At 71.4% G+C, this 25,047-nt stretch carries 24 protein-coding genes; 15 read left to right on the top strand and 9 right to left on the bottom strand.

The genetic code is table 11. From position 1 onward, the window contains the following. Positions 1–74: 74 nt before the first annotated feature. The 8 genes from ASC64_RS17535 to ASC64_RS17500 all read left to right on the top strand — a co-directional run bounded on the left by ASC64_RS17535 (position 75) and on the right by ASC64_RS17500 (position 11,689). Complete coding sequence (locus ASC64_RS17535; RefSeq protein WP_056908844.1) at positions 75–1,610, top strand: LCP family protein; 1,536 nt, start codon at positions 75–77, stop codon at positions 1,608–1,610. Positions 1,611–1,641: 31 nt separating this feature from the next. Then, positions 1,642–2,571: a glycosyltransferase family 2 protein gene (locus tag ASC64_RS17530; RefSeq protein WP_235563810.1), complete on the top strand. Its 930-nt coding sequence runs from the start codon at positions 1,642–1,644 to the stop codon at positions 2,569–2,571. Next, positions 2,568–3,485: a glycosyltransferase gene (locus ASC64_RS17525; protein ID WP_056908843.1), complete on the top strand. Its 918-nt coding sequence runs from the start codon at positions 2,568–2,570 to the stop codon at positions 3,483–3,485. Before ASC64_RS17530 ends, ASC64_RS17525 begins: the two co-directional genes overlap by 4 nt. A 37-nt stretch (positions 3,486–3,522) precedes the next feature. Beyond that, the gene (glf, locus tag ASC64_RS17520) at positions 3,523–4,743 is read left to right on the top strand and encodes a UDP-galactopyranose mutase (protein WP_056908842.1); all 1,221 of its coding nucleotides are present in this window, start codon (positions 3,523–3,525) and stop codon (positions 4,741–4,743) included. Then, positions 4,740–6,770, top strand: a complete 2,031-nt coding sequence (locus tag ASC64_RS17515; protein WP_056908841.1) for a glycosyltransferase — start codon at positions 4,740–4,742, stop codon at positions 6,768–6,770. The genes glf and ASC64_RS17515 overlap by 4 nt, the downstream gene beginning before the upstream one ends. Further along, positions 6,767–7,738, top strand: a complete 972-nt coding sequence (locus tag ASC64_RS17510; protein ID WP_056908840.1) for an ABC transporter permease — start codon at positions 6,767–6,769, stop codon at positions 7,736–7,738. The genes ASC64_RS17515 and ASC64_RS17510 overlap by 4 nt, the downstream gene beginning before the upstream one ends. Beyond that, a complete protein-coding gene (locus ASC64_RS17505; protein ID WP_056908839.1) occupies positions 7,738–8,532 on the top strand; it encodes an ABC transporter ATP-binding protein in 795 nt (264 codons plus the stop codon). The genes ASC64_RS17510 and ASC64_RS17505 overlap by 1 nt, the downstream gene beginning before the upstream one ends. Before the next feature lie 424 nt (positions 8,533–8,956). Further along, positions 8,957–11,689 (top strand): FG-GAP-like repeat-containing protein, encoded by a 2,733-nt coding sequence (locus ASC64_RS17500; RefSeq protein ID WP_056908838.1) that lies wholly within the window; start codon positions 8,957–8,959, stop codon positions 11,687–11,689. 19 nt (positions 11,690–11,708) lie between these two features. Here ASC64_RS17500 and ASC64_RS17495 read toward each other — a convergent pair whose 3' ends face one another. From ASC64_RS17495 to cofD, 4 genes are all read right to left on the bottom strand, one after another. After that, positions 11,709–12,434 carry a TIGR03089 family protein gene (locus ASC64_RS17495; protein WP_056908837.1) on the bottom strand — a complete coding sequence of 242 codons (726 nt, stop codon included), beginning with the start codon at positions 12,432–12,434 and terminating at the stop codon, positions 11,709–11,711. A 2-nt stretch (positions 12,435–12,436) separates the two neighbouring features. Beyond that, on the bottom strand, positions 12,437–13,174 hold the full coding sequence (locus tag ASC64_RS17490; protein ID WP_056908836.1) for a DUF3105 domain-containing protein: 738 nt from the start codon (positions 13,172–13,174) through the stop codon (positions 12,437–12,439). A gap of 61 nt (positions 13,175–13,235) precedes the next feature. Continuing rightward, positions 13,236–14,249 carry a coenzyme F420-0:L-glutamate ligase gene (gene cofE, locus ASC64_RS17485; RefSeq protein ID WP_056908835.1) on the bottom strand — a complete coding sequence of 338 codons (1,014 nt, stop codon included), beginning with the start codon at positions 14,247–14,249 and terminating at the stop codon, positions 13,236–13,238. Then, on the bottom strand, positions 14,246–15,298 hold the full coding sequence (gene cofD / locus ASC64_RS17480; protein ID WP_056908834.1) for a 2-phospho-L-lactate transferase: 1,053 nt from the start codon (positions 15,296–15,298) through the stop codon (positions 14,246–14,248). Before cofD ends, cofE begins: the two co-directional genes overlap by 4 nt. 172 nt (positions 15,299–15,470) lie before the next feature. Between cofD and ASC64_RS17475 the strand changes: the two genes are divergently transcribed. From ASC64_RS17475 to ASC64_RS17465, 3 genes are all read left to right on the top strand, one after another. Then, the gene (locus tag ASC64_RS17475; RefSeq protein ID WP_056605988.1) at positions 15,471–15,728 is read left to right on the top strand and encodes a WhiB family transcriptional regulator; all 258 of its coding nucleotides are present in this window, start codon (positions 15,471–15,473) and stop codon (positions 15,726–15,728) included. A 69-nt stretch (positions 15,729–15,797) separates the two neighbouring features. Next, a complete protein-coding gene (locus tag ASC64_RS17470; protein WP_082550596.1) occupies positions 15,798–18,686 on the top strand; it encodes a glycosyltransferase family 2 protein in 2,889 nt (962 codons plus the stop codon). Further along, entirely contained in the window at positions 18,679–20,091 is a 1,413-nt protein-coding gene (locus ASC64_RS17465; protein ID WP_056908832.1) for a DUF5719 family protein, read from the top strand. The genes ASC64_RS17470 and ASC64_RS17465 overlap by 8 nt, the downstream gene beginning before the upstream one ends. A gap of 13 nt (positions 20,092–20,104) precedes the next feature. Here ASC64_RS17465 and ASC64_RS17460 read toward each other — a convergent pair whose 3' ends face one another. Continuing rightward, entirely contained in the window at positions 20,105–20,563 is a 459-nt protein-coding gene (locus tag ASC64_RS17460; protein WP_235563809.1) for a metallopeptidase family protein, read from the bottom strand. Positions 20,564–20,612: 49 nt separating this feature from the next. On the opposite strand from ASC64_RS17460, the gene ASC64_RS17455 reads away from it, so the two are divergent. From ASC64_RS17455 to ASC64_RS17445, 4 genes are read left to right on the top strand one after another with little or no spacing between them, the layout of a single operon-like run. Then, a complete protein-coding gene (locus ASC64_RS17455) occupies positions 20,613–20,975 on the top strand; it encodes a DUF3499 domain-containing protein (RefSeq protein ID WP_056908830.1) in 363 nt (120 codons plus the stop codon). A 30-nt stretch (positions 20,976–21,005) separates the two neighbouring features. Further along, positions 21,006–21,170, top strand: a complete 165-nt coding sequence (locus tag ASC64_RS21805) for a Trm112 family protein (RefSeq protein ID WP_082550595.1) — start codon at positions 21,006–21,008, stop codon at positions 21,168–21,170. 16 nt (positions 21,171–21,186) lie between these two features. Next, positions 21,187–22,218 carry an SIS domain-containing protein gene (locus tag ASC64_RS17450; RefSeq protein ID WP_056908829.1) on the top strand — a complete coding sequence of 344 codons (1,032 nt, stop codon included), beginning with the start codon at positions 21,187–21,189 and terminating at the stop codon, positions 22,216–22,218. A gap of 1 nt (position 22,219) precedes the next feature. Beyond that, positions 22,220–22,618, top strand: coding sequence for a hypothetical protein (locus ASC64_RS17445; protein WP_056908828.1), 399 nt, complete (start codon positions 22,220–22,222; stop codon positions 22,616–22,618). Between the two features lie 4 nt (positions 22,619–22,622). Here the strand turns inward: ASC64_RS17445 and ASC64_RS17440 are convergent, their stop codons facing one another. The 4 genes from ASC64_RS17440 to ASC64_RS17425 form a co-directional block, all read right to left on the bottom strand. Continuing rightward, positions 22,623–23,123 carry a GNAT family N-acetyltransferase gene (locus ASC64_RS17440; protein WP_056908827.1) on the bottom strand — a complete coding sequence of 167 codons (501 nt, stop codon included), beginning with the start codon at positions 23,121–23,123 and terminating at the stop codon, positions 22,623–22,625. 9 nt (positions 23,124–23,132) lie between these two features. Continuing rightward, a complete protein-coding gene (locus ASC64_RS17435) occupies positions 23,133–23,504 on the bottom strand; it encodes a nuclear transport factor 2 family protein (protein ID WP_056908826.1) in 372 nt (123 codons plus the stop codon). A gap of 41 nt (positions 23,505–23,545) precedes the next feature. Next, positions 23,546–23,893 (bottom strand): HIT domain-containing protein, encoded by a 348-nt coding sequence (locus ASC64_RS17430; RefSeq protein ID WP_056908825.1) that lies wholly within the window; start codon positions 23,891–23,893, stop codon positions 23,546–23,548. Between the two features lie 81 nt (positions 23,894–23,974). Next, on the bottom strand, positions 23,975–25,047 hold a 1,073-nt coding region (locus ASC64_RS17425; protein ID WP_235563808.1), incomplete at its 5' end, for an HNH endonuclease signature motif containing protein.

Raw genomic sequence — 25,047 nt, 5'->3', positions numbered from 1 at the left:
CGTCGCGACCGGGTGTGACGGGTGTGACTGGTGATACTGGGCGGGCTGACTTCCCCCAGCTGAAAGGCCCTCCCATGCCGCCCGTCCCGCCCTCCGGGTCGCAGCAGACGCGGTTCACCACGCTCGACCGGGCGCAACGCGTCCGGTTCCGCCGCGCGGTGAGCCTGATGCTGATGACCCTCGTGCTCCCGGGGTCGGCCCAGCTCGTCTCCGGCAACCGACGGGTGGGTCGCATCGCGCTGCGGACGTGGGTGGCGCTGGTCGTGCTCGGCGTCGTCGCGGCCGTGACGTCGTACGTCTGGCACGGGGTCGCCTTCTGGGCGGGCACCAACACGATGCTGCTCCAGGTGCTGCGGCTGGGCCTGATGGCGCTCGCGGTGGGCTGGGCCTACCTCTTCGTCGATGCCTGGCGCCTCGGCCAGCCGCTGACCCTGCAGCGCCAGCACCGCTTGGCGATCGTCGGGGTCAACGGCTTCCTCTGCTTCAGCGTCGCCGGAGCGCTGCTGTTCGGTGCGCACATGGTCGGCGTGCAGCGCCAGTTCATGATCTCGATGTTCGGCGACGGCTCGGCGGTCGGCGCGCACCACGGCCGCTACAACGTGCTGCTCATGGGTGGCGACTCCGGCGCCGGACGCTGGGGCCTGCGCCCGGACTCGATGACGGTCGCCAGCATCGACGCCGAGACCGGCAAGACGGTGCTGATCTCGCTCCCGCGCAACATGCAGAACTTCCCGTTCCCCGAGGGATCGGTCATGCACGAGCAGTTCCCCCAGGGCTTCGACGCGGAGGGGATGTACCTCAACGGCCTCGCCACCTGGGCGCTCGACCACCCCACGCTCTTCAAGGGCTCGAAGAACCCCGGCGTCGACGCCACCATCGAGGGTGTCGAGGGCATCACCGGCCTGAAGATGAACTACTGGGCGATGGTCAACCTTCAGGGCTTCAAGGACCTCGTCGACGCGGTCGGCGGCGTGGAGCTCAACGTGCGGCAGAAGATCCCGGTGGGCCTGCCCAGCGACTCCTTCTTCCACTACATCGATCCCGGCAAGCGCACGCTCGACGGCATGGACACGCTGTGGTTCGCCCGGGCGCGCTACGACTCCGACGACTACTCCCGCATGGCGCGGCAGAAGTGCGTGATGAGCGCGATGCTGGAGCAGGTCAGCCCGCAGACCGCGGTCACCAACTTCCAGAAGATCGCCAAGGCGAGCTCGGCGATGGTCTCCACAGACATCCCGCGGGGCGAGGTGGACCGATTCGCCGAGCTGGCGCTCAAGGCCAGGAGCCAGAAGATCGCCACGCTCTCGCTGGTGCCGCCGATGATCAACACGGCGCACCCCGACATCGCCCTCGTGCACCAGAAGGTCGCCGCGGCGATCGCGCGGGCCGAGGGGCAGAAGCCCGCGACGAAGACCGTCGAGGCAGCACCCGACACGAGCACGGACGCCGACGCGGGCTCCGGGGCCGGCACGAGCAGCACGGGCGGGCAGGGCGCGAGCCCCACGCCGACCACGCCCACCGCGCCGCCGTCCGTCACCGGCGGTTCGCTCGGCTCGCTGTCGGAGGGCTACGCCGCCAACGAGTCGGAGGACCTCGGCGCGGTTTGCTAGGCGCCTCCACCGTCCCCCTAGGGTGTAGGCCGTGACGACCGGACCCCTGCCTCGCATCGTCGCGGTCGTGGTCACCTTCAACCGCCTCGGCCTGCTCGAGAAGCTCGTGGCGCGGCTCGGCGAGATCGCTGGCCTCTCGGAGGTCCTGGTGGTCGACAACGCCTCCTCCGACGGGACGGGGGAGTGGCTCGCGGCGCGGGCCCACACGGGCGAGGTCGCGCTGAAGTCCCGCATCCTCCCCACCAACCGGGGCGGCGCCGGCGGCTTCCACCACGGGCTGGCCTGGGCCATCGACCGGGGCGCCGACCTGGTCTGGCTGATGGACGACGACGGCCTGCCCGACGTCGACTGCCTCGAGCGCCTGCTGGAGGAGACCGACAACCTCGACTTCTGGGGCCCGCTCGTGGTCGACGAGGCCGACCCGGGCCGGCTGGTCTTCCCGATCCGCCTGCCCGGCAGCACCCGCGTGGTGCACGCCGTCGACGACGTACGACGTGCCGCGAAGGCCGACCGCATCGACGGGATCGTCATCCCGTTCAACGGCGTGCTCGTGACCAAGGAGCTCGTCGACCGGATCGGTCTCCCGCGCGAGGAGTTCTTCATCTGGGGCGACGACCACGAGTACCGCCTGCGCGCGGAGGAGGCCGGTGCCCGCGTCGCCACCGTCGTCACCGCGACCGTGCGCCACCCCAGCGTCGGCAACCTCGGCACCCCGATGATGTTCGGCCGCACGACCTACAACGACTCGCCGAGCGACCTCAAGCACTACTGCATGGCCCGCAACAACCTGGTCAACCTGCGTGACTACAAGGGGCCCCTGCACGCGACCGCCTTCGTGGTGAAGACGGCGTGGTTCTACACCTTCACCCGCCCGAGCCTGTCACGGCTGCGGCTGAGCCTCAGCGCCATGCGCGCGGGCATCGCCGGCGACTTCGACGGGCACAGGAGGTTCCTCGGATGACGGGGAACGCAGGGGCAGAGACCGTCGCGGTCGTCGTCGTCACCCACAACCGCGCCGAGCTCCTCGGCCGCCTGCTCGACGGCCTGGCCGCCCAGACCCGGCGCCCCGACGCCGTGGTCGTGGTCGACAACGCCAGCGCCGACGACACCGCGCAGGTCCTGGCCGCGCGCACCGACCTGCCGCTACACGTCATCACGCAGGACAACCTCGGTGGCGCGGGGGGCTTCCACGCCGGTGTGCGGGCGGCGTACGACGCCGGGTGGGACCGCGTGTGGCTGGTGGACGACGACGTGGTCCCAGCGCCGGGCTGCCTCGAGGCCCTGCTGGCCGTCGACGAGGACTGCCTGATCGCGGTGCGCGAGGACCTCACCGGAGCGCTGGTCGAGAAGGCCGCGGTCGACTTCGACCTCCGCAACCCCCTGGCGATCCACCCCAAGCGCGCAACGGTCGACGCGACCTACCGCGACCGCGCGTCGATGCCCGAGCTGGTGGAGGTGCAGAACGTCGCCTTCGAGGGCTTCATGACCCGCCGTTCGGTCGTGGCGGAGATCGGCTTCCCCGACCCGGCCTTCTTCATCTTCTACGACGACGCCGAGTACGCCGTCCGGGCCCGCCGCGCCGGCCGTCGCATCATGGCCGTGCGCGACGCCGTGCTGGTGCGCCAGCTCGACTTCAACCAGCAGCACGACCTCTCGGGCTGGAAGGGCTTCTACATGTACCGAAACCTCTTCGTGGTGCACCTGCGCCACGGGGAGAACGCTCTCGTGCGGCTCAAGCCGTGGCTGATCACCCTGGCCGTGGTCCTGCTCAGCCCGCTGCGCGGCGGCCGTGCCGAGGCGCGCAACGTGATCCGCGCCATGGCCTCGGCGCGGGGCATGCGCCGCCTGACCGCTTCCGCCCGCCCCCCTCGTTAGACTCAGTCAGCGCCTCTCACCCACAGGAGTTCCTCCCTTGTCCCAGGGCTCATCTGCCGACACCGACCAGCACCCCGACCTCGTCATCGTCGGTGCGGGGCTGTTCGGTCTCACCATCGCCGAGCGCTGCGCCGAGGAGCTCGGTCTCCGGGTGCTCATCGTCGACCGCCGCCACCACCTGGGCGGCAACGCCTACTCCGAGCGTGACCCGGAGACCAACGTGGAGGTGCACAAGTACGGCGCGCACCTGTTCCACACCTCCAACGAGCGGGTCTGGGAGTACGCCAACCGGTTCACGGCGTTCACCGACTACAAGCACCGGGTCTTCGGCAAGTACCAGGGCCAGGTCTACTCCCTGCCGATGAACCTGGCGCTGATCAACCAGTTCTTCGGCAAGTCCCACACGCCCGACGAGGCGCGCGCGCTCATCGCCGAGCAGTCCAGCGAGATCGCCACCGAGGACGCCACGAACCTCGAGGAGAAGGCGATCAGCCTGATCGGCCGCCCGCTCTACGAGGCGTTCATCAAGGGCTACACCGCCAAGCAGTGGCAGACCGACCCCACCGAGCTGAGCGCCGACATCATCACTCGCCTGCCGGTGCGCTACACCTTCCAGAACGGCTGGTTCAGCGACACCTACGAGGGCCTCCCGGTCGACGGCTACACCGCCTGGCTGACCAAGATGGCCGACCACCCCAACATCGAGGTGCGCCTCGAGACCGACTTCCTGGACCCGGCCAACGGCGTCGCCGAGACCTACAAGGGCAAGGTCCCGATCGTCTACACCGGCCCCGTCGACGAGTACTTCGGCAACTCCGAGGGACGGCTGTCGTGGCGCACCGTCGACCTGGAGGAGAGCGTCGTCGAGACCGACGACTTCCAGGGCACCGGCGTCATCAACTACAACGACCAGGACGTCCCCTTCACCCGCATCATCGAGTTCAAGCACTTCCACCCCGAGCGGGAGAAGACGCACCTGCCCGGCAAGAGCGTCATCGTGCACGAGTACAGCCGGTTCGCGGAGGAGGGCGACGAGCCCTACTACCCCGTCAACACGGCCGAGGACCGCGCCAAGCTGCTCAAGTACCGCGAGCTCGCCAAGGCAGAGCCCATGGTGCTGTTCGGCGGCCGCCTCGGCACCTACAAGTACCTCGACATGCACATGGCCATCGGCTCGGCGCTGTCCATGTACGACAACAAGCTCAAGCCACACTTCACCGAGGGCGCCGAGCTGACCAGCGGAGGCATCGAGGCATGAGCGCCACGTCAAGCGAGACCGTGACCCGGCTGCTCCAGCGGCAGATCCTGCCGATCGACCGCGACACCGACGTCTTCCCCCTCTACGTCGACCTCGAGGAGGCCAAGCTCGACACCGACCGCGACGCGGTCGGCGGCGACAAGGCGGCCAAGGACCTCAACAACGCGGCGATCCGCCAGTCCACCTCCACCGGCAAGAAGCTGCACCCCGACCAGATCCGCTCGCGCACCGCCCTGCGGATCGAGCCGTCGCAGCTGCTGTCCTTCGGCACCTACTTCAACGCCTTCCCGGCGTCGTACTGGCGCCGGCACACCGTCGTCGACCAGGTCGAGCTCACCGTCGACGTCGTCGGCGCCGGCTCCATCGTCACCGTCTACAAGTCGATGGCGCGCGGTCACTCCCAGCGCGTCGACAGCGCAGTGGTGGAGGGGGAGGGTGCCGATGCCCGCGGCTCGTTCACCTTCGACCTCACCCTGAAGCCCTTCGTCGACGGCGGCTGGTACTGGTACGACGTCGTCGCCGGCGACCACGGCGCCACGGTCGAGGGCGCCCGGTGGACCGCGCAGGTCCCGGCCGACCGCGCCGAGCACGGCACGGTCGACGTCTGCATCACCACGATGCTGCCCGACATGAGCGCCCAGCTGCTGGGCCAGCTCGGCGACACCGAGGAGCTCCAGCCCTACCTCGACACCGTGCTGGTGATGGACCAGGGCAAGGACAAGGTCACCGACAGCGAGTACTTCCCGGCCGCGAAGGCGGGACTCGGGGACAAGCTGCGCGTCATCGTGCAGGGCAACCTCGGCGGCTCGGGCGGCTACGCCCGCGGTCAGCTCGAGAGCGTCCGCAAGGGCACCGCCACCTACGCGATGATGATGGACGACGACGTCGTCTGCGAGCCCGAGGGCATCATCCGCGCGGTCACCTTCGGCGACCTGGCCAAGCGTCCGACGATCGTCGGCGGCCACATGTTCAACCTCTTCAGCCGCGCCGAGCTGCACTCCTTCGGCGAGATCGTCCAGCCGTGGCGGTTCTGGTGGCAGACCCGCCTCGACGGCTACTCGCAGTGGGACTTCGGCGCGCGCAACTTGCGCTCGTCGCGCTGGCTGCACAAGCGTGCCGACGTCGACTTCAACGGCTGGTTCATGTGCCTGATCCCGCGGGTCGTCCTCGAGGAGGTCGGCCTGTCGCTGCCGATCTTCATCAAGTGGGACGACTCCGAGTTCGGGCTGCGCGCCAAGCAGGCCGGCTACCCGACGGTGTCCTTCCCGGGCGCCGCGGTGTGGCACGTGCCGTGGACCGACAAGAACGACGGCCTCGACTGGCAGTCCTACTTCCACCACCGCAACCGCATCATCGCGGCGCTGCTGCACTCGCCCTACGAGCGCGGTGGCCGGATGGTGCGCGAGAGCCTCAACCACCAGGTCAAGCACCTCGCGTCGCTGCAGTACTCGACCGCGGAGCTGCGCCACCTGGCGATGGAGGACGTCCTGCGCGGCCCACACGCGCTGCACGGCGAGCTCGCCACGAAGCTGCCGGAGATCAACGCCTTCCGCAAGCAGTGGCCGGACGCGCAGCTGCACGTCGACCGCGACGACCTGCCGCCGGTCCACCGCAAGAAGCCGCCCAAGAAGGGCAAGTCCGACATCGAGATCCCCGGACGCAAGGCGACCCTCGTCGCAGCTGCCCTCGCGCCACTGCGCCAGCTGCGACCGGTGCGCGAGACGGCCACGGACTACCCCGAGACCGAGCTCACCGCGATGGACGCCAAGTGGTGGAACCTCGTGAAGTACGACTCGGCCGTCGTCTCGATGAACGACGGCACGTCGGTGGCGCTCTACAAGCGCGACCCCGCGCACTACCGCGACCTGCTCAAGCGCACCATCGACATCCACCGTCGCTTCCACCGTGAGTGGCCGCAGCTGGCCCAGCAGTACCGTGACGCGCTGGGCGAGATCACCTCGCCCGAGGCGTGGGAGAAGACGTTCGCCCCGTGGATGAGCGACGAGTCCCCGGACGGCGATGCGTGAGCACGTCCAGCCCTGAGACGGCGCCGGAGCCGGGCCAGGTCGAGGTCCGGCACGACCTGGCACACGTGCCGCTCGCCCCGCCCTCGCGCACGTCCGGCGTCTTCGAGGTCTTCCGTCGCCGCTACCTGCTGCGCCTGATGGTGCGGCGCGAGATCCGCGCCCGCTACGCCGGCACCGCCTTCGGGCTCGCGTGGTCCTACATCAACCCGTTCACCCGGTTCCTGACGTTCTACTTCGTCTTCGGGGTCATCCTCGGCCGTGGCAACGGCATGCAGAACTTCGCGATCCACCTCTTCGCCGGCATGGTCCTGGTCAACTACTTCACCGAGTCGGTCACGGCGGGGACACGCTCGCTGCTGTCCAACCGCGGCGTCATCGGCAAGATGGCGATGCCCCGGGAGATGTTCCCGGTCGCCTCGATGCTGGTCTCGCTGTGGCACGCGATCCCGCAGCTGGTGATCCTGGTCGTCGCCTGCGTCGCCACGGGATGGGTGGGCACCGGACCGCTCTGGGTGCCGGACGCGGTCGGGATGGCTGCGTCCCTGCTCGGCTTCGTCATCATCATGGTCTACGGCACGGCCTTCGGGCTGATGTTCTCGTGCGTCAACGTGATCTTCCGCGACTTCCAGCGCATCGTGCAGACCTTCATCAACATCATCCCGTTCAGCGTGCCGATGATGTACCCCTACTACCTGATCGCCGACGGAGAGCGGATCCCGACGCAGTACCACGACCTCTACGTCGCCAACCCGGTCGCCGAGGCGGTCATGCTGATCCAGCGCGGCTTCTGGCTCCCGACGTGCGACGGGCCGTGCGTCGTCAAGCCGGCCACCGGGGTGGTGCAGCCGGATTTCGTGAGCGACCTCTACTCCCGCGGGTTCATCATGCTGGGCATCGGCCTGGTGCTGCTCGCCCTCGGCCAGTTCGTCTTCTCCCGCCTCGAGAAGACCGTCCCGGAGCGCCTGTGATGACCACCTCGATCGTCGTCGACAACGTCTCGAAGACGTTCCGCTACCAGGCCCACCCGACCCTGAAGAAGATGCTGCAGGGCAAGCTGCGCCGTCAGCAGACGAGCGAGACCTTCAAGGCCCTCGACGGCGTCTCCTTCGAGGTCCAGCAGGGCGAGTCGATCGGCCTCATGGGGCTCAACGGCTCCGGCAAGTCGACCCTCCTCAAGCTGGTCAGCGGCGTGATGCGGCCCGATGAGGGCGAGGTGCTCACCCGCGGCCGCATCTCCGGCCTCATCGCGACGGGCGCCGGCTTCCACAACGAGCTCACCGGTCGCGACAACATCTACATGAACGCCGCCATGCTCGGGATGACCAAGGACGAGACGGACGCGAAGTTCGACGACATCGCCGCCTTCGCCGACGTCGGCCGCTTCCTCGACACCCCGGTCGGCAACTACTCCTCGGGCATGTTCGCCCGGCTCGGCTTCTCCGTGGCCGTCCACGTCGACTGCGACATCTTCATCGCCGACGAGGTGCTCGCGGTGGGGGACCGGCCCTTCAAGCGCAAGTGCCTCAAGCGCATGAAGGAGATCCGCGAGTCCGGCATCACGATGTTCTACGTCAGCCACTCCGCGGGCTCGGTCAAGCGCATGTGCGACCGCGCCATCGTGCTGGAGAAGGGCCGCCTCGGCTTCGACGGCGACGTCGAGGGGGCCATCAAGTTCCTCCACTACGACGGCGACGACGACGAGCCCGACTCCGAGGAGAGCTCGGAGGACGAGCGCGACGACGCGCTCGCCAACGACATATGAGACGAGCAGCGGCGGCCGAGGAACGAGGCCGTCGCGTCGCTCGGCCAGGTTGAGCAAGTACCACGGCTGAGGAACGAAGCCGTGACGTGCGCGTCGAAACCCCTCGTGGGTGGTCAGACCGTCGGCGTCCGACACCTCAGGCTGGCCCGATGGATGCCGGCGATGGTGGCGGCAGATTGCGCGTACGGCGCCCCCGGCGCTGCGATGTGCCGCCACCCCCGACGGGCCTGGACGGGGGAGTAGGGCGCCGACGGCGTGTCGTGAGCGCGAATCAGCGCAGATCGTCGAAAATTACATCCATGTAACGGCGTGTCGAGTGGAAATTACACCGTTGTAGTTACTCAGAAACTCTTCCGTGACTGGTGTGACTGGTGTGAACTTCTGCCTTGTGTGACCTTCCCCCACACAGGAACAGAGATTTCTCATGCGACCTCTCCAGGCCCGACTCGTCACCCTCTGCCAGCAGGTGCTGGCACTCGGTGTCGTGCTCGTCGTCCTCACGCCCGCCTCGGGCGTGATCTCCCTCGACATCGTCGGTGACCACCCGGCCCCGCCCTCCGGCGCGACCGGCGGCCACGCACCTGCTGCGCTGATGTCGGCCACGGTGCCGCTGCGCCCGGTGAAGCCGACCGTCACCGAGGTGCCGCTCACGGCCGCCGAGGGCGGCACGTTCGGCCTCCAGGGCCGCACCGTCGCCGGTGGCGCCACCGACGCCCGCGTGGTGAGCAAGCCGCAGGAGGTGACCGGCTTCGCCGCCATCGGCGTGACGTGGAAGCACGGCGAGGACCTCGAGGAGGACCAGATCGACCTCCAGGTGCGCACCCGCTCGGGTGACACGTGGAGCGACTGGGAGGCGCTGGAGTACCACGACGAGCACGGGCCCGACCCGGACAGCGCAGAGGGCGCCGCGTCGCGCCCGGGCACCGAGCCGATGTTCGTCGGCGAGGTCGACGACGTCCAGGTGAAGGCGGCGACCGAGGGGGTCTCCCTCCCCGACGACCTGTCCCTCGCCCTCGTGAACCCGGGCTCGGCCAAGGCCAGCGAGACCGAGGCGCCCGACGACCAGCCCGAGGCCGGCACCGCGTCCTACGAGCAGGATTACGAGCACCTCGGCGCCCTGGAGTCCGGTTCCGGGTCCGGGGACGGCATCACCCTTCAGGCCAACGTGCAGGCGAAGACGGTCGCGCAGCCGACCATCTACTCGCGCGCCCAGTGGGGTGCCGACGAGAGCATCCGCAACAAGAGCTCGCTGCGCTACGGCACGATCAACGGCGGCTTCGTCCACCACACGGTCAACGCCAACGACTACACCGAGGACCAGGTCCCGGCGATCCTGCGCAGCATCTACGCCTACCACGTGAAGTCCCGCGGCTGGAGCGACATCGGCTACAACTTCCTCGTCGACCGGTTCGGTCGCATCTGGGAGGGCCGCTACGGCGGCATCGACAAGCCCGTCGTCGGCGCGCACACGCTCAACTACAACCAGTACTCCTTCGCGATGTCCGCCATCGGCAACTACGAGACCGCCCAGCCCAGCGACGTGATGCTCCGGGCCTACGGCCAGCTCTTCGCGTGGAAGCTCTCGCTGCACGGCGTGAACCCCGCGTCGATGTCGCAGAAGATCGGCAGCAGGACGTTCGCCGCGATCAACGGCCACCGCGACGCCGGCTCCACCGCCTGCCCGGGCAAGTACCTCTACGCCCAGATCCCGCTGATCCGGCAGTACGCCACCTCGGCCGTGCCGCCGACGCCGCCGACCCCGACCGTGGTGCCGATCGCGGTCTCCGAGCCCAACCCGCAGAACAACCTCGACGCGTCGCCGTACCCCGACCTGGTGGTCAGGCGCGCCGCCGACGGGCGTGGCCTGGTCATCCCGACCGGCGGCATGACGTCCTTCCAGCAGCGCATCGTGGTCGGCAAGTCCGGCTGGGACAAGCGTGCCGACGTGCTCGTCTCGCCCGACCTCACCGGTGACGGCCTGGCCGACCTGGTCACGGCCGACAGGTCCGGCAAGGTGCGCATCCGCGCCGGCAAGGGCAACGGCAAGTTCGGCAGCACCGCGAAGAAGCTCGCCCTGCGCGGCTACTCGATGATCACCGCGGTCGGCGACATCAACGGCGACGGCCGCAACGACCTCGTGGCGCGCTTCAAGGGGCGACTGGTCACCCTGCTCGCGACCGGCAAGGGCGGCTTCGCCCGCAAGGTCACCCGCAAGGGCTACGGCAACTACCGGCAGCTCATCGGCGCCGGTGACGTCAACGGCGACGGTCGCAACGACCTGCTCGTGCGCACCAAGAACCGGCTCTACCTCCAGACCGGCTACGGCACCGGGAAGTTCGCCGCCCCGACCCGGGTGGCGGGCCCGTTCAGCAGCTTCAACCGCCTGGTCGCCGGCGACTTCAACCGCGACGGCGTCCCCGACCTGGTGGCCCGCTCGAGCAACGGCAAGGTGCTGCTGCTCCCGGGCCGCGGCAACGGGACGTACGGCGCCGCACTCGGCCCGGCGACGAACCTCAAGACCATGCGCTGGATCACCGGCACCAACCTCGTGGGTGGTCCGGGTGCCGACCTGATCGGCGTGTCGGGCAAGCAGCTGGTGGTCGTCGCCAACCGCGACACCTTCGAGCTCGGGTCGCCGATCGACACCGGCGTCTCCTTCGCCGGCAAGAACCTCCTGCTCAACGCCGGCGACGTCAACCGCGACGGTTTCGGCGACGTGCTGGCGCGGGACGACGCGGGGGAGATGTGGTTCTACGCCGGCAACGGGACCGGCGCCCTCGCCGCCCCCACCTCGATCGGCAACGGCTGGGGCGCGGTCTCGGGCGTCAACGCGGTCGGCGACGTGACGGGCGACGGCAACCCCGACCTGGTCGGCACCTACAACGGCACCCTGTCGGTCTGGGCGGGCAACGGCTCGGGCTTCAACGCCGCCGTCCCGGTCAAGGGTGGCGTGCCGACCCGCGCCGGCCTGCCGAGCGACCTGTCCGGCTTCGACTGGGTGCTCGAGGTCCAGCCGATGACGCTCAAGGGCCAGGTCGACTACATCGTCCGGGACCGGGCGAACGGACTGGCATACGTCTACGGCGGTCGCAGGAGCGGCGTCTCGGCACCCCGCGTGCTGGGCGAGGGGATGGGGGCCTACGACCTGGCGGGGTGACCCGCACGGAGGGCCGCGATCAGCACCGGGCCGTCGCGCGTTCGGCGTCGTAGACGCCGTCGAGACGGGCTGGGTCGGGATTGCGGACAAGGACCAGCGAGCCGCCTCGTCCGAGGGGCTCGGTGAAGGTGGCCATTCCTGGTGGGGAAGCCGGGTCGGCCACCGACAGAAGACGGCCGCCGTCGGTGAGTGAGCTCCCGACGGCGGCCGTCAGGTCGTGGGTGGCAGCGGGTGACCACAGCTCGGCCTGCGTGAGGTCGTCCGTTGCCGGGTCGGCGTCGGTCGGCGGGTCCCACGCGGTGAAGCCGTCGGGCTGCGACCAGATCTCGACCCCGACGTCGAGCACACCCGGAGGCAGCGGGTCCGCGAACCGCACGCCGAGCGGGCGCAGGCTGCAGGCGAGGACGGGCAGTGCCGGAGCGCGAGGCGCCCAGGTGTCGAGGCCGTCGGGGCCGCAGACGACGGCGTCCGGCTCGTCCGAGGTGGTGACCCTCAGCCCGAGGGTCCACGCCGCGCCGAGGAACACCGGTGAGAGCCAGTGGGGCGGCAGGTCGATGCGCAGCGACATCCCGCGCTCGAGGTCGGCCATGTCGGTCAGCAGGCCGGCCGCCTTGGCCACCCAGTTGGCGTACGTCGTCACCGACAGCTCGACCCGCTCGTCCGTGGCGTGGTCGTAGAAGGTGACGAGCGGGCGGCCGGGGTCCCGTCGCAGCTGGGCGGCGAGGACCTCGGCGAAGGTGCTCATGCTCAGACGACCGTGGGCTCCGGGGAGTCCATGTAGGGGTAGTCCTTCATGAAGGTGTCCAGGGCGCTGCCGCTCAGCTCGGAGCAGTACTGCCAGACGCCGACCTGCTTGGAGGGGTCGGTCTCACCGGCGCCGCCGACGGACCAGTGGGTGAACGCGACGTGCTGGCCCTTGGGGAAGGCCTTGCCGTCCTTCGACGTCCACGGCACGGCCTTGAACTTGTCGCGGAGGTTGGTGGTGCCCTGCAGCTTGGACGTCATGCCGCGCAGGGTGTCCATGGCGTCGCCGCTGTCGGCGATGGTCTCGTCGTACCAGAGGATCGTGTAGCCGTGCTCGAGGTTGTGCACGAGCTCACCGAGCTCGGGGCGGTCGGAGGTCTTGTAGAGCTTGCGGTCCATGGTGTCCCACATGTTCCAGTGCTGGCCGAAGGCCGGCGGGGCGTCGTCGTAGGTCATCGGCGTGCCGACGTCGACGTGGTCCTGGTTGCCCTCGGCCTTCTTGGTGGTGACCTTCTGGCAGACCGAGGCCTTGGCGCCGATCTCGCTGAGCGAGTCGGAGGCGTAGGCGCGCAGGTCCCACCAGTCCTTGATCGGCTTGAACGCCGCAGCGCCCACGATCAGCAGGGCGACGAGGACGCACACGCCCACGATGGCCATGCCGCGCCGGTTCTCGGACTTGGACTGCTGGGAGCGGATGGAGTCGATGACCGCCTGACGGTCGGTCTTTGCCTGCTTGGCCACGGTGCTCGGTGTCTCTCGGTCGGCTGCTGGGGGAGCCCTGCGGGGGCTGCGGTGGCAGAGTCTACGTACTGAGGGGTGACAGGTCGCACACGACGCCTGCCGCCGACTCCTCCCACCGGCGGATCCGCCACCCGTGGGCGAAGCACACGGCGGCAACGGCGGTCCGGTCCGCGTCCCCGGGCAGGTGGAGCTGGCCGTGTTCGGGCTCGGTGTCGAAGGTGAGCGACAGCGTCGAGGACATCGACCGCCCGCGTCCCACCACCCTGCCGACGGCGGACTGCAGCTCCGCCAGCGGGACCGGCGCGCCGAACGGGGTCCGGTCCTCGTCGGCGCCGGCCAGGGCGCGTACGACGGCCTCCCGGGCGCCGTACCCGAACAGGTCGGCACCCTCCGGGCGCACGAGGGCGACAGCGCCGGGGCCGTCCTGGCCGGGCGGGAGCACCAGGTCGGCGCGCCCCCGGACGACTGCCAGCGGGCGGCCGGCGAGCTTGCCCTGGGCCAGCTCGGCAGCACCGGCGAGCTCGTCGGCGACCGCGGGCAGGGTCACCACGAGGGGGTTGCCGTAGCCGTCGGTGCGACCCGCGTGGTCCTCGGCCACCACGAGCCCCGCGGCCCCGATCGCGATGTCGGTCTGGCCCTCGCGCCAGGCGCGACCGGCGGTGTCGGTCACGACCACGCCGACGTTGGTGCCGGTGCGCTCGCGGACCTCGCGGCGCAGGTCGCGCGCGCTGCGGTCCGGGTCGAGGGGGAGCAGGACGATCGAGCCGGGTGCGACGTTGGAGGCGTCGACGCCCGCGGCTGCCATCGTCAGGCCGAGCCGGTGGCGCACGATCCGGGTGCTGCCCCGCCGGGCGACCACGCGGTCGGTCTCCTCGTCGATCGCCGCGTCCCGGTCGCCGACGCGGGTGCGACCCTCGGCCTTGCTGACGACCTTGCTCGTCACGCACAGCACGTCGCCGTCGGCGAGGTCGGACCCCACTGCCGCGAGCACGATCGCGGCGAGGTCGTCGCCGGCGCCGACCTCGGGCAGCCCGTCGGGCGCCCAGACCTCGAGGCGGTTCTCCGACCGGCTCATCGCCGGCCGCTGGCGACCAGGTCCACCGCGGCTGCCGCCATGCGGGCGGTCGCGTCGTGGTCGGTCATCATCAGCGGCACCGCGCGGGCGCGGAGACCTGCGTCCTCGAGGCGCGAGAGCTGGTCGGCGTCGCGCTCGTCGACGAGCCACGCGTCGAGCACGCCTCCGGCCGATCGCGCGCCGTAGTGGGCGCCGACCGCGGCGGCACTGACCTCGACGCCGATGCTCGCCAGGACCTGGGCCGCCATCCCGCGCACGTGGGTGCCACCGACGATGGGGGACAGCCCGACGACGGGTGCGGACGTCGTACGGACCGCGTCGCGCAGGCCGGGGACACCCAGGATCGTGCCGACGGACACGACGGGGTTGGACGGCGGCAGCACGACGAGATCGGTCTCGGCGATGGCCTCCAGGACGCCCGGCGCAGGCGTCGCGGCCTCCTGCCCGACCACCAGCACGGACTCGGCGGCGACCTCGGCGCGCAGGCGCACCCAGTACTCCTGGAAGTGGACGACCCTGCGCCCGCTCGGGCTGTCGGGGTCGGCGACGGCGATGTGCGTCTCGACCCGGTCGTCGCTCATCGGGAGCAGGCGCACGCCGGGCTGCCAGCGGCGGCACAGTGCCTCGGTCACCTGCGAGAGCGTGAAGCCGGCCTCCAGCATCTGGGTGCGGACGAGGTGGGTGGCGATGTCGCGGTCGCCCAGGCCGAACCACGTCGGCTCCACGCCGTAGGCCTCGAGCTCGGTCTTCGCGCTCCACGTCTCGTCGCGGCGGCCCCACCCGCGATCGACGTCGATGCCGTCGCCCAGGGTGTACATCACGGTGTCGAGGTCGGGACAGACCTTGAGGCCGTGGATCCACCAGTCGTCGGCGGTGTTGGCGACCACCGTGACCTCGGTGTCGGCCGAACCGCCGGGGACCAGGCCGGACCTCAGGCCGTGCAGTAGCCCTTGGAGGAACCGGGCACCCCCGACCCCGCCGGACAGGACGGTGACTCGGCGCAGGGGCGGCGGGTCGGTCGCCGGGAGCGGGGCACTGTGGGAAGGCATCGGCGCGGATGATGACATAGGAACAGCCTGCCCGAAGCAGAACGGCGATATCCCACCCCATAGCAGATCCGGGCTTGACTTCAGGGTACGACAGGCATGTAATTCCCACAGTGTCGTTCAGTTCTGAACAAGGGGTCGCACCACCGACCCAGGGTCGAAAGGGCGTAGAGCCATGAGAGCAGAACTGTTTCTCCTCGAGCCCGAGGGCGAGGAGTTCGGTTGGCAGGATCGCGCCCTGTGCGCGCAGACGGACCCCGAGGCGTTCTTCCCCGAGAAGGGTGGATCGACCCGGGAGGCCAAGAAGGTCTGCCTGACGTGCGAGGTCCGCGACGACTGCCTCGAGTACGCGTTGATGAATGACGAGCGCTTCGGCATCTGGGGCGGTCTCTCGGAGCGCGAGCGCCGCAAGCTGAAGAAGCGCGCCGTCTGACGCGCGGCCGCCGGAGCCGCACTTTTCTGCGGTTTTTGGCGGCATGGAGCGCCTCGCTAAGGTGCTCCGGTGACTGTCACCGCGCTACTCGTCAGCCATGACGGGGCGCGTTGGCTCCCAGCAGTTCTCGCTGGTCTGACCGGGCAGACCCTCCCGGTGGACCGCATCGTGGCCATCGACACCACGAGCCGCGACGACAGCGTCGCGCTCGTCCGCGCGGCGCTCGGTGAGCCGTCCGACCGGGTGGTCGTCGACGTGGTCCCCGGCTCGACCAGCTACCCCGTCGCGGTCCGGCACGGCCTGGACCTGGCCCCCGCGGTCGACGACGAGTGGGTCTGGCTGCTGCACGACGACAGCAACCCCGAGCCGACGGCGCTGGCCGAGCTCCTCGCCGCCGCCCGCGAGCACCCGGACGCCGCGATCCTGGGACCGAAGCTGCGTGAGTGGCCCTCGCTGCGCCGGCTGCTCGAGGTCGGCCTGACCATCTCCGGCACCGGGCACCGCGAGACCGGTCTGGAGCGCGGCGAGTACGACCAGGGCCAGCACGACGCCGTGCGCGAGGTGCTGGCGGTCAACACCGCCGGCATGCTGGTCCGCCGCCGGGTGCTGGAGTCCCTCGGTGGCCTGGACGAGGAGCTGCCGATCTTCGGCAACGACATCGACTTCGGCTGGCGCGCCGCGCTCGCCGGGCACCGCACCCTCGTCGTCCCGCAGGCAGTGGTCTTCCACGCCGAGGCGGCGCACCGGGGCGTGCGCCGCACGCCGATCACCGGACGGCACACCCACTACCAGGAGCGCCGCGCCGCGCTCTTCACCTCGCTGGCCAACGTCTCGTCGCGCGCGCTGCCCTGGCAGTACGTCCGCCTGTTCCACGGCTCCCTGCTCCGCGTGCTCGGCTACCTCGCGGTGCGCTCGGTGGGGGAGGCCCTCGACGAGCTGGCGGCGGTGCTGTCCGTCCACGGGCGGCCCGGGCAGGTCCGTGCCGCGCGCCGCGAGCGCGCCGCGCGACGTGAGGGCGAGCCCGTCGACGTACGCCGCCTGCTGGCACCTGCCTGGCTGCCCTACCGGCACGGCCTCGACTTCGTCACCGACCTGGCCTCCGCCGCGACGAGCCAGGCCGCCGACGTGGCCGAGCGACGTCGTCTGGCCAAGGCGCCCGACGCCGCGCCGACCCGGGAGCAGCGGCGCGGGGCGGCCGAGGACGACGAGGAGGCCTACCTCACCGACACCGGCCTCGTCGCCCGCTTCTTCACCAACCCCGTCGCGGTGGTGCTGGTGCTGTTCGGTGTGCTCGCGCTGGTCGCCGGCCGGGAGGCCTTCGGGTCCATCACCGGCGGCGCACTGTCACCGGTGCCCGAGGCCGCGGGGGACTGGTGGCGACTGCACGTGTCGTCGTGGCACCCGCTCGGCACGGGCACCGCCGTCCCGGCGCCGGCCTACGTCCTGCCCTTCGCGGTCGCAGCCTCCGTCCTGCTCGGCCAGACCGGTGCCGTCATCTCCGGCCTGATGCTGCTGGCCGTGCCCATCGCCGCCTGGGGTGCCTGGCGGCTGCTCAAGGTCGTCGGCCACCTCGTCGACCCGCTCGGCCTGCCCCGTTGGCTGGTCGTGTGGGGCGCGCTGACCTACGCGCTGGTCCCGGTTACCTCGGGCGCCTGGGGCGAGGGACGCTTCGGCACGGTCGCCGTGGCCGCACTGCTGCCCTGGGCGGCCCACGCCGCGCTCGGTTTCGTCGACCCCGACCGCGACCGCCGCTGGCGGGCCGCGTGGCGGACCGCCGTGCTGGTCGCCCTGGGCGCCGCCTTCGTGCCGGGCTTCTGGTTGTTCACGCTCCTCGCCACGGCGGTGGTGCTCGGCGGCGCGGCGATCATCGCCCCGCGTCTGCTCAAGGAGCGCGACAGCTGGGGTCCGCCCGTCGTCGCGGTGGCCGCGACCCCGGTGCTGCTGGCGCCGTGGCTGCTGCCGCTGCTCACCACCGGCTCCGCGTCCGGCCTGCTGCTGGAGGCGGGTCGGCTCACTGTCGACCAGGTCACGTTCCCCGGCCTGCTCACCGGTCGGCTCAACGAGCTCGGTGCACCGCTGTGGCTCGGCGTGGTGCTGGGCCTGCTCGCCTTCGCGGCCCTCATCCCACGACGGACCCGCGTCGCGGTGGCGATCTGCTGGCTCGTCGCCCTTGCGGCGGCGCTCGTGTCCGGCGTGCTGTCGCACGTGACGCTCGACCTGCCGGCAGTGACCACGCGGCCCAGCCTCGGCCTCTTCGTGGTGATCCTCCAGGGCACCTCGATCATCGCGGTCGTGCTCGGCGCGGACACCTACCTCCGGCGGCTGGACGTCCACCACCCCTGGTGGCAGCGCGCACTCGCGATCGCCCTGGCCGTCGTCGCGGCCGCCGTCCCAGTCGGTGGGCTCGCCTGGTGGCTCGGCACGCCCGACAACGCCATGGCACGTGACGCCGAGCAGACCGTCCCGGTCTACATGCAGCAGAGCTCGCTCCTCGGCGAGGAGCACGGCGTGCTCGTGCTCGACGGCTCGGTCGACGACGGCATCACCTACCGGATCCGGCGCGACGACGGCACGACCCTCGGCGAGGACGAGATCCTCACCCTGGCCGACGAGGACGACGACCTGACCGCCGACGTCCAGTCGCTCGTGTCGGCCCCCACACCCGGCGTCGTGGCCGCGCTCGGCGCGCGCGGCATCGAGTACGTCGTGCTCGCCTCGCCGGCCGACGGGCGCATCTCCGCGCTGCTCGACGCCACCGCCGGCCTCGACCAGGCCAGCGCCGAGGACCGCACCACCCGAGCCTGGCACGTCGACCGGCCGCTCGACGCCGCGGCGGTGGAGGGCGACGGTTCCTGGTGGCGGGTCCTCCTGCTGGTGGTGCAGGGTGCGGCGATCATCGTGGCGCTGGTGCTCGCGGCGCCGACGGTCCGGCAGGGGAGGAGGAGCCGCGATGGCTGAGCCCACGCAGGAGCCCACCCCCGCCTCGCGACCGGCCGGCGGGCGCCGCCGCGTGACCGAGGTGACCCGGCACCGGCCCTCACCCCTGACCCTGCTGGCGATCGCCATCCCGCTGCTGACCGTCGCAGCGCTGGCACTCGTGCGCCCCGCCGAGATCGAGACCTCCATCCACGCGCCGACCGCGGCGCCGCTCGACCGCACCACCGCGGTCTGTCCGGCCCGACTGCCCGGTGCCGACGACCTGCGCATCGGCAACACCGGGCTGGTCTCCGGCGAGCTCACGCTGCGCGTCGGCCGGGAGGACGCCACCGAGGAGCTGGACGCCGGTGTCGCCGCACGCAGCGAGCGTGCTCCGGTCGTGGTCAACGGCACCGGCGACCTCGCCGCCGGGCTCGTCGCCACCCGCTCCGGCGCCGGCTCCGCCGTCCGGTGCGACCAGCCCGCACCGGAGCGGTGGTTCACCGGCGTCGGCGCCGCCGCCGAGCACGCCTCCACCCTGACCCTGGTCAACCCCGACAAGGGGCCCGCCGTCGCCGACGTGACGGTGTGGGACGGCAGCGGGCTGGTCGACGTGCCCGAGCTGCGGGGCGTCCGCGTGCCCGGCGGCGGGTCGGCAGTGTTCGACCTCGCCGAGGTCGTCCCCAACCGTGACGCCCTCGCGCTGAGGGTCGCGGTCTCGCGCGGCCGGCTGGTCCCCAGCGTGGTCGACCTCATCGACCCGCTCGGGCGGGCGAAGCCGGTGCGGGAGTGGCTGCCGGGCCAGGCGGCGCCCGCCACCACGTCGTACGTCGTCGGGGTGGGCACGGCCCCCTCCGACCGCACCCTCACCCTCGCCAACCCCGGCGACAGCGAGGTCCGGGTCGGGATCAAGCTCGTCAGCGGCGAGAGCGAGTTCGCCCCGTCGGGCGTGGAGGAGGTCACCCTCGCCCCGGCCTCGGTCAGCGAGGTCGACCTCAGCGGCATCCTGCGCGGCAGGACTGCTGCCGGCGTCCAGGCGATCCGCCTCGACGCGACGGGGCCGGTGACTGCCAGCCTGCGCAACCGCACCTCCGACGACCTGGCGTTCGCGGTGGCCGGCGCCACCGTCGACTCCGAGGCCGGCATCGCCCTGCCGGCCGGCATCAAGCGCCTCCTCCTCGCCGGAGCCACCGCGCCGGGAGTGGTGACGGTCCAGGCGTGGGACGAGGACGGCAAGGTCGTGGTGCGCGAGCGGCGCGTCGAGCTCGACCCGGCGACCGCGGCCCGGGTCAACCTCCCCGACGACGCGGTCCTCGCGCGCGTCCGCCTCGAGCGGACCGGGGCAGTCGCCTCGGTCGAGGCGAGCGCGAAGGGCCTGTCCCTGCTGCCGCTCGACCAGCTCGAGACGACGAGCCAGGTGCCCGACGTCCGACCGGCCCAGCGCTAAGTCCCGTGCCACCTCAGTCGGTGTAGCGCTCGTCGACCTGCCCGGGAGTGAGGCCGAGGAGCTCGGCGAGCTGCTCGACGACGACGGTGTGCACCATCGCCTCGAGCTCGTCGCGCGTCGTCGCCCGGTGCTCGATCGGTCGGCGGAAGAGGACCAGCCGGGTCGGCGACTGGCCCTTGCCGCGCACCAGCGAGGAGAGCGGCACGGTCTCGTCGCCCCAGTCGTCGGGCAGCATCGGCGCGTCCTCGACGGCGTACTCGACGAGGCCGAGGTGCCGCTGCCAGCGCTCGTCGAGCGGGGTGACCACGTCGAGGACGAGCTGGTCGAACCTCTGCCGCGTGGTCCGCAGCGCCGGCGTGCCGGGCCGCGCCGGCACCACGCCCGGACCCCGCATGCCGCGGCCCCGACGGTCGCGCGTGCGCCGCCGCGCACCCCCTGTCCCGGGGCCCACCTCGTCCATGGCGTCGTCCACGCCGCGAGCCTAAGCGCCCGGCGTGCGTCCGACGGGTAGCGTCGGCGTCGTGAGCCTTGCCCGTCGTTGTTCGCGTACGGCGTGTGGCCGTCCTGCGGTCAACACGCTGACCTACGTCTACGCCGACCAGACCGCGGTCCTCGGTCCGCTGGCGACCTACGCCGAGCCCCACGCCTACGACCTGTGCGAGCTGCACAGCGAGCGCCTGTCCGCCCCGCGCGGCTGGGAGGTCCTGCGCCTCGCCCCGGATCCCCAGGCCCAGGGACCCAGCAGCGACGACCTGCTCGCGCTGGCCGACGCGGTGCGCGAGGCGGGCCGTCCGGCTCCGGCCCCGGTGCCGCTGCACTCGACGGACGACCCCACCCGGGGCGCCAAGCGCGGTCACCTGCGGGTCCTCACGCCCACCGACTGATCCGGCCGTCGCTGGCCTAGGATCCTGCTCGTGAACATCGACGCGCAGCTCATGAGCATCATCGTCTGCCCGGCCTGCCACGGCACCCTCGCCGCGGAGGTCGACGAGCTCGTCTGCCAGGGGTGCGGCAACGCCTACCCGGTCCGTGACGACATCCCGGTCCTGCTGGTCGACGAAGCCCGCAAGCCCGCCTGAGGGACGGGAGCTCACCGTGGCGACCTGGTTCGACGAGGCCCGGCTCGACGACGCGGGTGTCCTGCAGTCCGTCGACCTGCGGCTGCGCACCCTGGCCGAGAGCGGCGCGCGGGTGCGCCGCGAGGCCCACGCGGCAGCCACCGCGACCGCCGAGCTGATCGCCGCCGGCCGCGACGGCGAACGACCGCGCGCGGTGATCGCGGCGGGTCCTGACTCGCGCCTGCTGCGTGCGGTGCTCGAGCCGTGGTGCCCGGTGCCCTTCGTGGCGTGGCCCAACCCCGGCCTCCCCGGCTGGGCCGGCTCGCTCGACCTGGTCGTGATGCTGGCGCCGGAGGGCAACGACCCCGGGTCCGCCTCCGCCGTCGCCGAGGCCGTACGCCGTGGTGCCCAGGTCGTCGTCGCGTGCCCCGAGCGCTCGCTCGTCGCCGAGCACGCCGCCGGGCGGCACGTCACCGTGCTGCCGACCGTGACCGGCGACCAGCTGGCCACCGCCGTGGTGATGCTCGACTACCTCGCCCACGTCCACCTCGGCCCGCGGGCCGACGCCGAGTCGGTCGCGGAGTCCCTCGACGAGGTGGCCACCAGCTGCTCGCCGCACCGCGACCTGGCCGTCAACCCGGCCAAGATGCTGGCGATCGCGATGGCCGACACCAACCCGCTGGTCTGGGGTGGCTCCGTGCTGGCAGCGCGCGCCGCGCGACGCCTGGCCGAGTCGCTGCGGCGCACCTCCGGTCGCTCCGCCATCGCGGGCGACGCCGAGCACCTGCTGCCCGTCATCGAGGCCGCCCGCCAGCACGACGTGTTCGCCGACCCGTTCGCCGACGAGGCGGGCGACCTCCGGCCGCTGCTCCTGGTCCTCGACGACCGCTCCGACGACCCCGTCGTGCGCGAGCAGACGCGCGAGCTCACGGCTGCCGCGGCGCGCCACGGCGTACGCGTCGAGACCGTGGAGACCGACGCCGACGCCGAGGTGGCGCGCTACGCCTCGCTGCTGCTGACCGGCACCTACGCCGCGGAGTACCTCCGCATCGGGCTCGTCGAGGACTGAGGTGCCACTCTTCGGTGGTCGGCGGGAGGCCGGCGACACGCGGTCGCGTGACTTCGTGGTGACCGCCGAGCCGATCGTCACCGCCGACTCGTTCGTCGTGCTCGTCGACCTCGTGGTGCGCTGGGACCACGTCCCGGCCGAGGACGGCCCCGGCCTCGACTGGAAGCCGACCGACGAGGTCGCCATCGCCGCCGTCGCGGTCACGACGCTCCGGGTCGAGGGAGAGCAGGCCACGCGTGACGAGCTGGTGGGGGAGCGGGCCCGCCTCGCGGACCGGGTGACGCGGGCACTGTCCTTTGCTCCAGTGGCTGCAGGCTTCCGGTCCACGCTCGTCTCCCTTGAGGTGCGACCGCACGAGGACGGTGCCCGCCGCGCCAGCGAGTTCCGGGTCGTCGACTGAGCGACTAGCGTCCCAGCCGCATCCCGAACACCAGGGCGTCGCCCCCGTGGACGTAGGCCGTCCGCTCGAGCTCCATGCCCAGGTTGCGAGCCACGCCCTGGGACGCGATGTTGTCGGGCCGGATCAGTGCCACCAGGTGCTCCACCCCGTGCGCGGCCGCACAGTCGCGCACCGCACGTGCGGCCTCCGTGGCGTAGCCCAGGCGACGCCGGTCGGCCAGCAGGTGGTAGCCCACCTCGACGTGGGGCGTGCCCTCGACGTCCTGCACGGTGAGGCCGCAGTCACCGATGAAGTCGCCGTCGTGGGTCTCCAGGACCCACAGGCCGAAGCCGTGCTCGGCGTGGTTCCGCTCCTGCCACTCGACCCAGCGCACGGCGTCGTCGCGGTTGCTGGGCGGGCGGTCCCCGCGCATCGGATCGAAGTCGCGGAGCATGGCGGTGACGTCGTTGAGGTCCGACATCGTCATCCGGCGGAAGCGCAGGCGCTCGGTGGACTCGGGAAGCACGGCGTCAGGCTAGACCGGCCGGGTGCCCGCAGGCGGCTGCTGGTCGACGTCGGCCCAGACCTCGACGAGCTCGACGAGCCGGTCCTCGCGGACGGTGGCGAAGCCGGCCACCGCGAATGCGACGTCCTCCCCGTCGCTGCCGGTGCCGGTCACCTCGGCACGGAGCACGCCCCGGTCCCCGTCGGCCACGACGTCGTCGAGGTGCATCCGCCCGAACCCGGGGTAGTCGGCGTTGAGCCGCACCCACTGCTCGCGGTCGAACACCTCGCCGGTGTGCACGTAGCGGCACGTGAAGTCGTCGTGGAGCAGCACCGGCAGTGCGTCCCAGTCGTGTGCGTCGATGAGCTCGACGAGGCGGGTGAGGAGAGCGGTTGTGTCCATGACCTTCAGTCTGGCGCCCGCCTCCGACAGCCGGTGTGCCGTCAGGCTCCTCGCTCGGGTCCGGAGTGCACGTGGACGTGCAGGTGCTTGGAGTCCTGGTAGCGCCCGAGGTTGGTCAGCACCGCGGCCGCGCCGTGCTCCACCTCGACCCGCCGGGCGATCCGTTGCACGACCGCCAGCAGCGCGCGTACGTCGACCTCGTCCTGCGCCGAGACGGTCGTGAAGGACGCGATGTGCCGCTTCGGCACCACCACGACGTGCACCTCCCAGAACGGGCGGGTGTGGTGGTAGGCCAGCACCAGCTCGTCCTCGTGCACCACCTCGAGCGGTACGGCGCGTGGGATCGCGACGTCGCAGTAGAAGTCGTCGCCGTCGTACGCCGTGCTCATGTGGTCATGATGGTCCATCTCAGATGCGTGGACGTGCCTGTGGCCCCGCCATCGTGGGGACTGGCGGGGTGCGGGGCGGGGTCATGGTCGCTCGGGTGCCCGGGCGAGCGCGACCGTGCCATGCCGGTCCCTCAGGTAGCGGTGGCCGTGGGGGCTGGTCCACTCGAACACGCCCGGCGCGACCATCGTGTAGGTCCAGGAGGAGTGGGTCTTCAAACGGTGGTGGAACCGGCACAGGCACGCCAGGTTGGACGTGGTGGTGGGTCCGGGTTGGTCGCGGCCCTCGGCTTCGGCGTCGTGGTCGTACTCGATGATGTGGTCGACGTCCGCACGCCTGGCCGGTCGGGGGCACCACGGGTACACGCAGATGCCGTCGCGGAGGGCGATCTGTTCGCGCAGCCACTTCGGGATCTCGTAGCCGGGTGCGGACAGCTCGGTGTTGAGGTCGATGACGGGCTTGATGGTGACCTTGGTGTGGGTGTCGGCGCACCAGCCCTGGACCTGGTCGAGCAGGACGAGCCGCTGGCCGTTCTCCATCCGGCCGGTCGGCCCGAAGACCGTGGTCTCACCGTCGGTGGTGGCGTCGAAGTGGGCGTGGATCACGACCTCACGGGCGGAAGGAGTGTTGGCTCGCTCGGGTTTCGATCCGTCGGCTCGTTCCTCACCGGCTGCTCGACCACCTACGGGCGACAGGTCGAACGCTGTTTGGGCGCGGGCGAGGTTGCCCAGGGCCTTGGACCTGCGGACGTCGAGGGACTCGGTCGAGCCGAGCGCCTTCTGCGCCGCAGCATCCTGGGACACGGCGTGGCCCAGGTCGAGGGCGTCGGCGATGCCGAGCACGGCGTCGAAGTGCATCGTGCCGCCGAAGTCGACGTCCTCGTCGTGCAAGGTGGCGTGGCGGGGGTCGATGTAGAGGTAGCCGTCCTCCGGATCCGAGGTCGGGTCCGGTGCCGCGAGGTCGAAACGCTTGATGGTCTCCGCGACCAGCCGGTCGAGCTGGGCGGGACCGATGCGCCCGGCCACGGCGGCGACCTGCGCATCCACGTGCGCCGCTGCCTCGACCGTCAACGTGGGGACGGCGTGGATCGTGACCTCCGCCACGGACCGGGCCTTCCACGCCGGCACCGCACCCGACTGGACCTGCGCCCACAAGC

Source organism: Nocardioides sp. Root122, assembly GCF_001425025.1.
Taxonomy (GTDB): domain Bacteria; phylum Actinomycetota; class Actinomycetes; order Propionibacteriales; family Nocardioidaceae; genus Nocardioides.
This window is presented reverse-complemented; position numbering and strand designations above follow the sequence as displayed.